10 protein-coding genes are annotated in these 13700 nt (G+C 72.4%); 2 read left to right on the top strand and 8 right to left on the bottom strand.

What is annotated here, in order from left to right; genetic code table 11:
- Positions 1–87: 87 nt before the first annotated feature.
- The 8 genes from ACLJPY_RS49235 to ACLJPY_RS49200 form a co-directional block, all read right to left on the bottom strand.
- Positions 88–1119 (bottom strand): LacI family DNA-binding transcriptional regulator, encoded by a 1032-nt coding sequence (locus tag ACLJPY_RS49235; RefSeq protein WP_410597929.1) that lies wholly within the window; start codon positions 1117–1119, stop codon positions 88–90.
- Positions 1120–1157: 38 nt separating this feature from the next.
- The gene (locus ACLJPY_RS49230; protein WP_410597957.1) at positions 1158–2555 is read right to left on the bottom strand and encodes a rhamnulokinase; all 1398 of its coding nucleotides are present in this window, start codon (positions 2553–2555) and stop codon (positions 1158–1160) included.
- Positions 2556–2628: 73 nt separating this feature from the next.
- On the bottom strand, positions 2629–4647 hold the full coding sequence (locus ACLJPY_RS49225) for a bifunctional aldolase/short-chain dehydrogenase (protein WP_410597928.1): 2019 nt from the start codon (positions 4645–4647) through the stop codon (positions 2629–2631).
- A gap of 2 nt (positions 4648–4649) precedes the next feature.
- A complete protein-coding gene (gene rhaI / locus ACLJPY_RS49220; protein WP_410597927.1) occupies positions 4650–5825 on the bottom strand; it encodes an L-rhamnose isomerase in 1176 nt (391 codons plus the stop codon).
- 21 nt (positions 5826–5846) lie between these two features.
- A complete protein-coding gene (rhaS, locus tag ACLJPY_RS49215) occupies positions 5847–6908 on the bottom strand; it encodes a rhamnose ABC transporter substrate-binding protein (RefSeq protein WP_410597926.1) in 1062 nt (353 codons plus the stop codon).
- Positions 6909–6913: 5 nt separating this feature from the next.
- A complete protein-coding gene (locus tag ACLJPY_RS49210) occupies positions 6914–7912 on the bottom strand; it encodes an ABC transporter permease (protein ID WP_410597925.1) in 999 nt (332 codons plus the stop codon).
- A complete protein-coding gene (locus tag ACLJPY_RS49205; RefSeq protein ID WP_410597924.1) occupies positions 7905–8945 on the bottom strand; it encodes an ABC transporter permease in 1041 nt (346 codons plus the stop codon). Before ACLJPY_RS49205 ends, ACLJPY_RS49210 begins: the two co-directional genes overlap by 8 nt.
- Positions 8942–10459, bottom strand: coding sequence for a sugar ABC transporter ATP-binding protein (locus tag ACLJPY_RS49200; RefSeq protein WP_410597923.1), 1518 nt, complete (start codon positions 10457–10459; stop codon positions 8942–8944). Before ACLJPY_RS49200 ends, ACLJPY_RS49205 begins: the two co-directional genes overlap by 4 nt.
- Positions 10460–10509: 50 nt before the next feature.
- On the opposite strand from ACLJPY_RS49200, the gene ACLJPY_RS49195 reads away from it, so the two are divergent.
- Together ACLJPY_RS49195 and ACLJPY_RS49190 are read left to right on the top strand one after the other, a co-directional pair.
- Positions 10510–10884, top strand: coding sequence for a LacI family DNA-binding transcriptional regulator (locus ACLJPY_RS49195; RefSeq protein ID WP_410597922.1), 375 nt, complete (start codon positions 10510–10512; stop codon positions 10882–10884).
- A 338-nt stretch (positions 10885–11222) separates the two neighbouring features.
- A complete protein-coding gene (locus ACLJPY_RS49190; RefSeq protein WP_410597921.1) occupies positions 11223–13553 on the top strand; it encodes a glycoside hydrolase family 2 protein in 2331 nt (776 codons plus the stop codon).
- Positions 13554–13700: the final 147 nt, after the last annotated feature.

The raw sequence follows: 13700 nt of genomic DNA, 5'->3' as shown, positions 1-13700 counted from the left end.
AGCTGAGCACAGGAAATCCGCCGATGTCCAGACCACCGAGCGGAACTTGTCCCGGACAGGATCGACGGCCGGCCGGGTGCCCGGCCCTCAGGCCGAATCGCGGAGCACGAGTTCCGGGTCGAAGATCACCGACTCCGCCCGCAGGCCCGGGTCGGCCATGCGCGCGAGCACCATGCGGGCCATCGCCGCGCCCATCTCCTCGACCGGCTGGCGGACCGTCGTCAGACGGGGACGGCAGCTGAGCGCGACCCGGCTGTCGTCGAAGCCGATCACCGCCACGTCGGCCGGGACGCGGCGCCCGGCTTCGCGCAGCACCGTGAGCGCGCCGCAGGCCATCAGGTCGTTGGCCACGAAGAGCCCGTCCAGCTCCGGTTCCTCGGCGAGCAGGCGGGCCATCGCCCGTTCGCCGCCCTGCTCGGTGAAGTCGCCCTCGGCGACCGCGACGTACGCGTGGCCGTGGCGGGCCATCGCGTCCCGGAAGCCGGCCAGCCGGTCCTGCCCCGCCGGGGTGCCCGCCGGGCCCGCGATCGTGGCCACCCGGCGGCAGCCGCGCGCGACGAGCCGGTCCGACGCCAGGCGGGCACCGTCCTGGTGGGCGACGTCGACGTAGCACACCGGCGCCGGGCGGCCCGGCCGCGCGAACAGCGCGGTGGGCACGCCCGCGCCCGTCAGCATGCGCGGCAGCGGGTCCTCCGCCGGGTGCAGCGAGATCAGCAGCACCCCGCTCACCTGCTCCTGGCGCAGCTTCGGCACCAGCTTTTCGCGCTCTTCGTCGCTGTCGACGAGCATCAGCAGCGGGTGCAGCCCCCGCGGGCGCAGGTGGGCGACCACCCCTTCGACGACCCGGCCGAAGAACGGGTCGCCGAACACGCCGCCGGTGAACGCCTCGACGTGCCGCTCGGGTTCGGACACGACCAGCGCGATCCCGCCGGTCCGCCGGGTGACCAGCGAACGGGCCGCCCGGTTCGGGACGTAGCCGGTGTCGGCGATCGCGCGTTCGACCGTCTCGCGCAGCTTCGGGTCGACGTTGCGCACGCTGTTCACCACGCGGGACACCGTGGCGCGCGAGACGCCGGCGACCCGCGCGACGTCCTCCAAGGTGGGCGGCTGCGTCGTCACCAGTCCTTTCTAGCACGGTGTGAGAGCGCTCTCCCACCTCAGCCGCGCAGCCGGGCCTCCGCCGCCGCCCAGTCCGCGCGGCCCGACGGCTCGTAGCGCCGGATCTCCTGCGTTTCGCGCACCAGCGCCCGCATCGCCGCCAGGTCCGGCAGGTCCTCGCCCAGGGCGCGGACCTGGACCAGGACGTTGCCGAGCGCGGCCGCTTCGACCGGGCCCGCCAGCACGGGGACCCCGCACGCGTCCGCCGTCGACTGGCAGAGCAGCTCGTTGCGGGCCCCGCCGCCGACCAGGTGGACCACGTCCACCGCGCGGCCGGTCAGGCGGGCCGCCTCACGGATCGCGCGGCGGTGGGCCAGCGCGAGGCTGTCGACGATGCAGCGGACCGCCGCCGCCCGATCGGACGGCGGCCGCTGACCCGTCGCGCGGCAGGCCTCGGCGAGCCGGGCGGGCATGTCGCCGGGGGGCAGGAACGCCGGGGCGTCGATGTCGACCACCGCCGCCAGCGCGGGCGACGCCGCCGCGGCGGCCAGCAAGCCGGGGAGGTCCGGCGTGCCCCACGTGCGCAGCGTCTCCGACAGCACCCACAGGCCCATCACGTTGCGCAGGAACCGGGTGGTGCCGTCGACCCCGCCCTCGTTCGTGAAGTTCGCGGCCAGCGCCGCGTCGCCCAGCTCCGGCGCGGGCAGCTCCAGCCCGGCCAGCGACCACGTGCCCGACGAGATGTAGGCGAAGTTCGTCCCGGGCGACGCCGGGACCGCGACGACCGCCGACGCCGTGTCGTGGGAGCCGACCGCGACCACCGGCAGGCCGGCGAGCTCGGCCGCCGTGCCCACCACCGTGCCCGGGTCGCGCAGCGGCGGCAGCAGCCGGGGCGGGATCCCGACCTTCGACGCCAGGGCGGTCGCCCACGTCCGCGAACGGACGTCGTAGAGCTGCGTGGTCGACGCGTTCGTCCGCTCGGCGCCGATCGAGCCCGTCAGCCAGTAGTTCAGCAGGTCCGGGACGAGGAGCATCGTCGAGGCCGCCTCGAGGCGGTCGCCTTCCGAGACCAGCTGGTAGAGCGTGTTGAACGGCAGCTGCTGCAGTCCCGTCACGTCGTAGAGTTCCCGCGCGGAGACGACGGCCGCGACCGAGGCCGGCACGCCGTCGGTGCGCCGGTCGCGGTAGTGGACCGGGTTGCCCAGCAGCGCGCCGCGGTCGTCCAGGAGCCCGTAGTCGACGGCCCAGGAGTCGATGCCGACACCGTCGAGCCGCCCGGCTTCGCGGATGCCGGCCAGTGTCTCGCGGTAGAGGCCCAGGATGTCCCAGTACAGCACCGGTCCCGCGCGGACGCCGCCGTTCGGGAAGCGGCGGACCTCCTCGACGGTCAGCCGCGACGGTCCGGCGGTGCCGGCCATCACCCGTCCGCTGGACGCGCCGAGGTCGACGGCCGCCACCCGCTTCACGGGCGGACCACCGTCGGCTCGGCGTCGCCGCGGGAGGTGGTCCGGTCGAGCGTCACGGCTTCTCCTAACGCAGGAACGCGGCGGCCACCCCGGCGTCCACCGGCACGTGCAGGCCGGTGGTGTGGGTGAGGTCGCCGCCGGTGAGGGCGAACACCGCGGCGGCCACGTGTTCGGGCAGCACTTCGCGCTTGAGGATGGTCCGCTGGGCGTAGAACTCGCCGAGCTTCTCTTCGGGCACGCCGTAGACCGCGGCCCGCTGGGCGCCCCAGCCGCCGGCGAAGATGCCGGAGCCCTGCACGACGCCGTCGGGGTTGACGCCGTTGACCCGGATGCCGTGGCCGCCGAGTTCGGCGGCCAGCAGCCGGACCTGGTGGGCCTGGTCGGCCTTCGCCGCGCCGTAGGCGACGTTGTCCGGGCCCGCGAACACGGAGTTCTTCGACGAGATGTAGACGATGTCACCGCCGAGGCCCTGGTCGATCATCGCCTTCGCGGCCGCCCGGGCGACCAGGAACGAGCCCTTGGCCATGACGTCGTGCTGGAGGTCCCAGTCGCGTTCGGTCGTCTCCAGCAGCGGCTTCGAGATGGACAGCCCGGCGTTGTTGACCACCAGGTCGATCCCGCCGAAAGCGAGCACGGTCGTGTCGATCGCGGCCTGGACCGCCTCGGCGTCGGTGACATCGGCGGTGACGGCGGCCCCGCCGATCTCCGCCGCGACCTCCGCGGCCGCATCGCCGTTCAGGTCCGCGATCGTCACGCAGGCACCTTCGGCGGCGAGCCGCCGGGCGATGGCCCGGCCGATCCCCGACCCCGCGCCCGTGACCAGAGCGATCCGCCCGGCGAGGGGCTTGGGCTTCGGCATCCGCTGCAGCTTGGCCTCTTCCAAGGCCCAGTATTCGATCCGGAACTTTTCGCTCTCCGGAATCGGCGCGTACGTCGAGACGGCTTCGGCGCCACGCATGACGTTGATCGCGTTGACGTAGAACTCGCCCGCCACCCGCGCGGTCTGCTCGTCCTTGCCGAAGGAGAACATCCCGACGCCGGGCACCAGCACGATGGCCGGGTCCGCGCCGCGCATCGCGGGCGAATCAGCGTCGGCGTACCGCTCGTAGTAGGTGCGGTAAGCGTCGCGGTATTCGGCGTGCAGTTCCTTCAGCCGCGCGACGACGTCTTCCAGCGGCGCGGTCGCCGGAAGGTCGACGACCAGCGGGCGGACCTTCGTGCGCAGGAAGTGGTCCGGGCAGGACGTGCCCAGCGCGGCCAGCGGCCGGAGCTTCTCGCGAGACAGGAATTCGAGGACGACGTCGCTGTCGGTGTAGTGGCCGACCTGCCGCTGGTCGGTCGAGGCGAGCCCGCGGACCACCGGCGCCAGCGCCGCCGCCCGCGCGTGCCGCTCGGCTTCCGGCAGGGCCTCGAAACCGGGGACGACCGGCCCGAACGGCTCCGGCGCCCCACGCGAGGCCAGGAACTCTTCGGCGGTCCGGATGATCTCCAGCGAGTTCCGCTCGCACTCCTCGGAGGTCGCGCCCCACGCCGTGATGCCGTGCCCGCCGAGGATCACGCCGATGGCTTGCGGGTTCGCCGCTTTGACCGCGGCGATGTCCAGGCCGAGCTGGAACCCGGGCCGCCGCCAGTCGACCCAGGCGACCCGGTCGCCGAAGCACTCCTTGGTCAGCGCCGGGCCGTCGGCCGCGGTGGCCAGCGCGATCCCGGAGTCCGGGTGCAGGTGGTCGACGTGCGGCGCCGCCACGAGACCGTGCATGGCGGTGTCGATCGACGGTGCCGCCCCGCCCCGGCCGTGCAGGCAGTAGTCGAACGCGGCGACCATCTCGTCCTCGCGCTCGACGCCCGGGTAGCCGTCGACCAGGGCACGCAGCCGGTCCAGCCGCAGCACGGCCAGCCCGGCCTCGGTCAGCGTGCCGAGGTCGCCACCGGAGCCCTTGACCCACAGGACGTCGACCGGCGCGCCGGTGACCGGGTCGGTGACCGCGCCCTTGGCGGAAGTGTTGCCGCCGGCGTAGTTGGTGTTGCGCGGGTCGGCCCCGAGCGCGTTGCTGCGCGCGACGAGCTGCTCCGGCACGGTCATCGTCACGCTCCCCATCCGGCCTGCGTGCCGCCGGCGCGCTCGGCCACGATCTTCTCCTGGTACCCGCTGCGGGCATACGCCGCGATCGGGTCCGGGTCGAGCCCGGCTTCCGTGCGCAGCTCGGCCAGCAGCGGCCGGACGTCGGTGTTGTAGGCGTCCATCAGCACGGCGTTGGCGCCGAGCACGTCACCCGACCGCTGGGCGGCCCGGAGCGCGGACCGGTCGACGAGCAGCGCCTTCGCGGTGGCCTCCTGGACGTTCATCACCGACCGGATGATCGCCGGGATCTTGGCCTCGATGTTGTGGCACTGGTCGAGCATGAACGCGATGCCGTACGCCGGGTCGAGAGCGTCGGCGCGGACGATCTCGTACATGATCCGGAACAGCTGGAACGGGTCCGCCGCCCCGGCCATCAGGTCGTCGTCGGCGTAGAAGCGGGAGTTGAAGTCGAACGCGCCGAGCTTCCCGGCCCGCAGCAGGAACGCCACGATGAACTCGATGTTCGTGCCCGGAGCGTGGTGGCCGGTGTCGATGCACACCGCCGCCCGCTCCCCCAGCTCGAGGCAGTGGGCGTAGGACGTGCCCCAGTCCGGGACGTCGGTGGCGTAGAACGCGGGCTCGAACAGCTTGTACTCCAGCAGCATCCGCTGGTCCGGCCCGAGCCGGTCGTACGTCTCCTGCAACGCGGCCGCGAGCCGGTCCTGCCGATCGCGCAGGTCGTCCTGGCCGGGGTAGTTGATGCCGTCGGAGAACCACAGCTTCAGGTCGCGCGAACCGGTCGCGTCCATGATGTCGACGGCTTCGAGCAGGTGATCGGTCGCCTTGCGGCGGATGCCCGGGTCCGGGTTGGTGACCGAGCCGAGCTTGTAGTCCTCGTCCTGGAAGACGTTGGTGTTGATCGCACCGATCTCGACTCCGAGATCCCGTGCGTATGCGGTGAGGGCGGCGTAGTCGGCGACCCTGTCCCACGGGATGTGCAGTGCCACGCTGGGCGCCACCCCGGTGAACTCGTGCACAGTGGCCGCGTCGGCGATCTTCTCCTCGGGCGTGCGCGGGACGCCCGGTTGCGGGAACACCTTGAACCGGGTGCCCGAGTTCGCGTACGCCCACGACGGCGTTTCGATGCGCTGGGCCCGCAAAGCCGCTTTGACCGCGGTCGAATCACCCACGGCGATCACCGTCCGTCCTCGATGGATCCGTCAGAAGTTGAACTTGTCGATGTTGTTCGCGTCGAACGTCGTCGGCGGGCCGAGCACGATCTCGCCGTTCTCGCCGATCGTGTAGTCGCCGAGCTTGCCCGCCTTGAACTTCTCGCCCTGCTTGCCGGTGATCTGACCGGACTTCAGCGCGACACCCGCGTACGCGGCCAGGTAGCCGATGTCGGCCGGGTTCCACAGCGCGAACTGCTTGACGGTGCCGTCCTTGACGAAGGCGCGCATCTGGTTCGGCGTGCCGAGGCCGGTCACCGCGACCTTGCCCTTGTAGCTGGACGAGCTGACGTACCGGGCGGCGGCCGCGATGCCCACGGTGGTCGGCGAGACGATCACCTTGAGGTTCGGGAACGACTGCAGCAGACCCTGGGCCTCCTGGAACGACTTCTGGTCGTCGTCGTTGCCGTAGGCGATCTTGTCGAGCTTCACGCCCGCGTACGCCGGCTTGGCCAGTTCCTTCTTGAGGACGTCGATCCAGGCGTTCTGGTTGGTGGCGTTCGGCGTCGCGGACAGCACCGCGATCTCGCCCGAGCCGCCGGAGAGGTCCTTGGCCTGCTTGGCCAGCGCCTCGCCGATGCCCTGGGTGGTGGCCTGGTTGACGAAGACGTCGCGGCAGTCCTTGGCCGCGTCGGAGTCGAACGCGACGACCTTGATGCCGGCGCCGCGGGCCTGGTTGAGCGACGGGCACACCGCGTTCGGGTCGTTGGCGGCGATGCCGATGACGTCCTGCTGCTGCTGGATCAGCGTGTTGATGTAGCTGACCTGTGAGGACGCGCTGGCGTCGTTCGGCCCGACCAGCTTGTACTCGCCCTTGAGTTCACCGAGGGCCGCCTGGCCGCCGCTGACCTCGATGTCGCTGTAGGGGTTGTTGAGCTGCTTGGGCAGGAACGCCATCCTGACGCCGGTCGCGGCCGCGGCGTTCGGGTTCGCCGCGGCGGTGGACTCACTCGCGCCCGAGCCGGCGTTGTCGTTCTTCGTCGTGCCGCTGCACGCGGCCAGGACCAGCACCAGCCCGGCCGACACTGCGCCGGTGAGGAACCGTCGGGACATCTTCGTCACCTTTCCGGAGTTACCGTCTGCCGGCGGCGTCGCACGGCCGTGCGGGCCGACGTCACGATGTTGGGCAGCAGGACCGACACGATGAGGAGCACGCCGGTCACGATGTTGAGGGCTTCGTTCGAGACGTCCTGCAGCCGCAGGGCGTTCTGCAGGGACGCCAGCAGGACCACCCCGGCGAGCACGCCGGGCAGCGTGCCCTTGCCGCCGAAGATGGACACGCCGCCGAGCAGCACGGCGGCCACCACGGCCAGTTCGAGGCCGAACCCGTTGTCGGCGCGGGCGCTGGAGTACCGCAGGGTCCACAGCACCCCGGCGAGACCCGCGACCGCGCCGCTCACGACGTACAGCCAGAACTTGAGCCGTCCGGTGCGGATGCCGGCGAACCGGGCCGCCTGCTCCCCCGCGCCGGCCGCGAAGACGCCGCGGCCGATCGGCGTCGCGTGCAGCACGACACCGAAGACCAGCGCGACGACGATCAGCGGGATCAGCACGTTCGGGATCGGGCCGCCGCCGATCGTGCCGGTGACCCAGCTCGTGTAGGCCCGCGGGAAGCCGGCGACCGCGCCGTCGCCCAGCACCACGAACGCGAGCCCGCGGTAGAGCGCCAGGGTGCCGATCGTGACGGCCAGCGACGGCAGCTTCAGCACGGTGACGAAGAAGCCGTTCAGCGCGCCGAGGACCGCGCCGAGCACGACGCAGAGCGGGATGATCGACTCGATGGTCAGGCCCGCGTCCCACAGCGAGCCCAGCACCGCCGACGTCAGGCCGAGCGTGCTCGCCACCGAAAGGTCGATCTCGCCGGTGACGACGATGAACGTCATCGGCAGGGCGACCAGCGCGATCGGGAGCAGGTCGAGCAGCAGGAAGGTGAAGTTGCGGCCGGTGCCGAAGTTGTCCACGGCGCCCGAGGCGACGATCAGCACGAGCACCGTCACGAGCACGACGGCGGCATCCCAGCTGAGCAACCGGCCGAGCCGGTTCCCTCGGTCAGACATGGGACTCCCTCTTCTTCAGTGCTTCGGCGACCCGGACGGCGAGCAGCCGGTCGGCGCCGATGGCCAGCAGGATCAGCGCGCCGACGATGGCCTGCTGCCAGAACTGGTTGATGTCGAGCACGGCGAGGGCGCTGCCGATGACGGTCAGCAGCAGCGCGCCGAGACCCGCGCCCCAGACCGAACCGCTGCCGCCGAACACCGCGACCCCGCCGACCACGGCCGCCGCGACGACGTTGAGCTCGTAGCCGGTGCCGGCGGCGGCGTCCACGGTCCCGAACCGGGCCGCGAACAGCACCCCGGCCAGGCCCGCCAGCGCGCCGCTGACCAAGAACGCCGCGCTGGTGTTGCGGCCGACCTTGATGCCCGCGAGTTTCGCTGCCTGCGGGCTCGACCCCATCGCGTACAGCTCGCGGCCGGCGCGGTAGCTGCGGAGCACGACCCCGGCGACGACCAGGACCAGCAACGCGATCAGGACCAGCCACGGCACGCCGAGCACCGACGCCGTGCCGAAGTCCAGAAAGGACGCCGGCAGCTTGTCGGCGTTGATCTGCCCGCCGCCGGCCCAGAAGTAGCTGACGCCGCGGTAGGCGTAGAGCGTACCGAGGGTGACGACCAGGGCGGGCACCTGGCCGAAGCGGACCAGGGCGCCGTTGACCAGCCCGCACACCGCGCCGACGGCGAGCCCGGCCAGGACGGCGACGACGACCGGCAGGCCCGGGTGGTCATTCATCAGGGTGCCCACGGCGAACGCGGACAGCCCGAGCACCGAGCCGACCGAGAGGTCGATGTTGCGGGTGATCATCACGACGGCCTGCCCGGTGGCGAGCACGGCCAGGATCGCCGTGTCCAGCAGGATGTCGCGGATGCTCTGCCCGGACAGGAACCGCGAGTTCTGCGTCGCGGTGAACGCGACCAGGACGATCAGGGCTCCGGCGATGCCGGATTCGCGGGCCTTCAGCACGTTCGCGGTCCACGACCGTTGCGATTGGACGGTCGGTCGGCCGGCCACGCGGGCCTCCTCGGTGACGGTCATGCGGCAGCCCCCTGCCCCATCGCGGCGGACATCACCGAGTCCTCGGTCGCCTCGGCCCGCGGGAGCTCGGCCACGATCCTGCCTTCCCGCATCACCAGCACGCGGTCGGCCATGCCGAGCACCTCGGGCAGCTCCGAGGACACCATGACGATCGCGACCCCCTCGGCGGCCAGCGACGACATCAGGCGGTGGACTTCGGCCTTCGTACCGACGTCGATGCCGCGCGTCGGCTCGTCGACGATCAGCACCTTCGGCGCCATCGCCAGCCACTTGGCCAGCACGACCTTCTGCTGGTTGCCGCCCGATAGCGTGCCGACGGGGTCGCCGAGGCGGCCGTACTTGGTGCGCAGCCGCTCGGTCCAGCGACGCGCCTCCTGACGCTCGCTCGCCCCGGTCAGGAAGCCGAGTTTCGAGAGCGCGCGCGAGCGCGGGAGCGTCACGTTCCGCTCGATCGAGAGGTCCATGATCAGGCCCTGCTGACGCCGGTCCTCGGGGACCAAGGCCATCCCGGCGGCCATCGCGGCCCGCGAGGAGTTCGGCTTGAGCTTCTTGCCGCTCACCTTCACCAGCCCCGCGTCCCGCTCGTCGACACCGAAGACGGCCTGGACGACCTCCGAGCGGCCGGAGCCGACCAGCCCCGCGAACGCGACGATTTCGCCCGCGCGCACGGAAAAGGAGATGTCGCGGAAGACGCCTTCACGGGCCAGGCCTTCGACTTCGAGGACGACCGCGCCGGGTTCGACGTCCTGCTTGGGGAACAGCGCGTCGAGGTCGCGGCCGACCATCCGCTTCACCATCTCGTCGACGGTGACGTCCTCGAGCGGGTCGGTCGAGACGTGCTTGCCGTCGCGCAGGATCGTCACGCGCCGGCAGAGCTCGGTGACTTCCTCGAAGCGGTGGGAGATGAACATGATCGCCGCGCCGTCCCGGCGCAGCGTCCGGGCGACGCCGAAGAGCCGCTCGACCTCGATCCGCGTCAGCGCGGCGGTCGGTTCGTCCATCACCAGCACCCGGGCGTCGGCGCCCAGCGCCTTGGCGATCTCGACGATCTGCTGGTCGGCGATGGACAGGCCCCGGGCCGGGCGCGCGGGGTCGATCCGGACGCCGAGGCGGGCGAAGAGCCGTTCGGCTTCGGCGCGGATCGCCGCCCGGTCGATCCGGCCGAGGCTCTTGCGCGGGTGGCGGCCCATCACGATGTTCTCCGCGACGCTGAGGTCCGGGAACAGGGTGGGTTCCTGGTGGATGACCGCGATACCGGCCGCCTTGGCGGCGGCGGGTGAGCCGAACTCGACCGGTTCGCCGTCCAGCAGCAGCGTGCCGTCGTCGGGCTTGTGCACCCCGGCCAGCATCTTCACGATCGTGGACTTGCCGGCCCCGTTCTCCCCGACCAGCGCGTGGGCCTCCCCGGCGTGCAGCCCGAAACTCACCCCGGCGACGGCCGCGACCGCGCCGAACGACTTGGTCACGCCGCGCACCTCCAGCAGAGGGGCCCGGCCCGGCTCCTGCCGCGTCATCGCGACCTCCGGATTGAAAGGTTTCATAAATCTGGTGCGGTGAAGCTACTATGCCGCGGAACGAGAAGTCAATGAATCCGCGAAGGCGTGGCCAAACGGCATCTTCAACGGGCCACACCCGGCGGTATTACGTTTCAACACCGTGCGCCAGGGAGCCCGGAGCCGAGCCGCGCGCGGCGGGCATGAAGGAGGTCGCCGCGGCCGCCGGCGTCTCCCTCGGCACGGTGTCCAACGTGCTCAACCGGCCTGGGCCCGGCGACCCGCGCCCGGGTCGAGGCCGCGATGGCCGAACTCCGGTTCGTGCGCAACGAACCAGACGCCGCGGAGGCGGCGGCGTTTCGGCCGGCCAGGTCCGCGACCGCCAGCTGGGCGCGCTGCGGGCACTGGCCGCCGCCGGCCTCGGCCGGACCACCTGGTCGACCTGACGACGACGGCCCTGACCGTGGCCGACGGCCGCGGCGCGGGCGAGCGCTGGGCCGGCCTGCCGGCCCCGGCCCGCCCGACGGCGGCGTTCTGCGCCAACGACCTGGTCGCCCTCTGCCCCCGACCTCGGTCCGCCGGCCCCGGCGGCGCCTGGGCCGCACGGCGGTGGAGCTCCTGCCGGCGGAGGTGTCCGAAACCGGCCACGAACATCGGAAGGTCGTGTTCACGCCGGAGCTGGTGGTCCGGGCTTCCACCCTCCGGAGCGCAACCGGCTGATCGTTTGTGACGTCCTACCCTCCACAAGCGATAAGCCAGGGGAGCCCGAACACGGAGGTCGCCGATGGCCGACACGCAGCCGCGGCTGTCCCGGCGGCGGTTCCTGGCCGCGGGCGGGGCGGCGCTGCTCGGCGTCGCCGCCGGGTCGGCCGGGCACGCCGCCCTCGGCCCGGAAACCCTGCGGCTGGGCGATTTCTGGCTGTTCGGGCGGTACGACGACGGCTGCACCGAGCTCGGCTTCGACGAGATCGACCTTTCGCCGGTGCAGCTGCCCCACTGCGTGACACCGCTGTCGTGGACCGGGTGGGACCCGGCGTCCTGGCAGGACCGGTGGATCTACCGCAAGCACTTCACCGCGGCCACCGCCGACCGCCACACCGCCCGCTTCGACGGCGTCATGACCAACGCCGAGGTGCACCTCAACGGCACGCTCGTCGCCACCCACGAAGGCGGCTACCTGCCCTTCGAGGTCGAACTGCGGGACGTCGAGCCGGGCGACAACGTGCTCGCCGTGGTCGTCGACGGGCGGTGGGCGCTGGACGTCCCGCCGAACCTGCCGCGCACCGGCGGCCCGTCGGTCATCGACTTCTACCAGCCGGCCGGGATCTACCGGCCCGCCACCGTCGGCGCGGTGCCGCGGGTCCGGCTGACCGACGTCTTCGCGCGGCCGGTCGACGTCCTCTCCCCCGGCCGGTCGCTGCACCTGAGCTGCACGCTCGACGCGCCCGTCGTGGGCGAGGTGACCGCGGTGGTGCGCCAGGACGGGCGCGAACTCTCCCGCGGGGCCACGGCGGTGCGCGGCACGACGGCCGAGCTCGACATCGGCGGGCTCGGCGCGGTCCGGCTGTGGGACGTCGAAGACCCGGCGCTGTGCGAAGTCGTCGTCACCGTGCAGGCCGGAAAACACGCCCTCGACCAGCGGGTCGTGCGGACCGGGTTCCGTGACGCGCGGTTCACCACCGGCGGCTTCTTCCTCAACGGACGGCGGCTGAAGCTGTTCGGCCTCAACCGGCACCAGTGGTACCCCTTCGCCGGCGGTGCGCTGCCCGACCGCGTGCAGCGCCGCGACGCGGAGATCCTGCGCCGCGAGCTGAACTGCACCATGGTCCGCTGCTCGCACTACCCGCAGTCGAGCGCGTTCCTCGACGCCTGCGACGAGCTGGGCCTGCTCGTCTGGGCGGAGATCCCGGGCTGGGGGCACGTCGGCGACGACGCCTGGCAGCGGCGGAACCTGGCCGACGTCGAAGGGATGGTCGTGCGCGACCGCAACCACCCGAGCATCGTCGTCTGGGGCACGCGGGTGAACGAGGCGACCGGCACGACGGCGATGTACCGGCGGACCGCGCAGCGGGCCCGCGAACTGGACCCGTCCCGGCCCACCAGCGGCGCGCTGGCCAGCTCCACCCTCGCGCGGTTCGCCGGCAGCGACGTCGAAGTCCTGGCCTACAACGACTACACCGCCCGGCGCGGGGCGCCCTTCCGGCTGCGGCCGCCGCGGCCGGGGGTGCCGTACCTGGTCACCGAGACGATCGGCACGCTCGCCGGGGCCCGCGCGTACCGCCGCACCGACGCCCCGGCCGTCCGGCAGCAGCAGGCGGAACTGCACGCGAAGGCCCACGACCTGGCCGCGGCCGACGACCGCTACTGCGGGCTGCTCGCCTGGTGCGCGTTCGACTACCCCTCGGGCTGGCAGCGGGCGATCGGCGGGTCGAAGTACGCGGGCGTGTCGGACATCTTCCGGCTGCCCAAGCCCGCCGCGGCGTTCTACGCCTCGCAGGGGGATCCGCAGGTGCGTGCGGTCATCGAACCCGGCTTCGCGTGGGACTTCACCGCCCAGCCGGCCGGCCCCGGTGCGGGCGCGACGATCTGGTCCAACTGCGACCGCCTGCTGCTGTTCCTCGACGACCGGCCGGCCGGCGAGGCCCGCAGCCGCCGCGGCGACTTCCCGCACCTGCGGTACCCGCCGTTCGCGGCGGACCTGGTGGTGCCGAAGGGCAGGCGGCCGCAGCTGCGCATCGACGGCTACGCGGGCGGACGGCTGGTGCTGAGCCGCCGCTTCAGCGGCGACCGCGGCTCGGACGTGCTCGCCTGCACGCCCGACGACCCGGAACTGCGCGGCGACGGCACCGACGCGACCCGGGTGGTGGTGGCGGCGACGGACCGCTTCGGCACCCTGCGCGCGGGCACGACGGGCGTGGTGCGCCTGGCGCTGACCGGCCCGGGCGAGCTGGTCGGCGATCCGGCGCTGGACTTCGGCGCCACGGGCGGCGCGGCCGCGGTGTGGCTGCGGCCGTTCGCCGGGCCACCGGGAACGCTGACGTTGACCGCCCACCACCCGGCGCTCGGCTCGGCCACGGCCACGGTCCGGGTCACGACGAACGCGACGCGCTCCTGACGCTGCCGCCCGAAGCGGCGTAGAGCCTGTTTTGATGTGCTGACCAGCCAGGTTGCTGAGCAGTGCCGACGGTGCGGCGTGTCGGAGATCGAATAGGCGAGGTCTCCGGTAGATCGATCAACGACCAAGAAGATCGAGAACACCGGA

Origin of the sequence: Amycolatopsis sp. lyj-23 (genome assembly GCF_046549135.1) — a bacterium.
Taxonomy (GTDB): domain Bacteria; phylum Actinomycetota; class Actinomycetes; order Mycobacteriales; family Pseudonocardiaceae; genus Amycolatopsis.
This window is presented reverse-complemented; position numbering and strand designations above follow the sequence as displayed.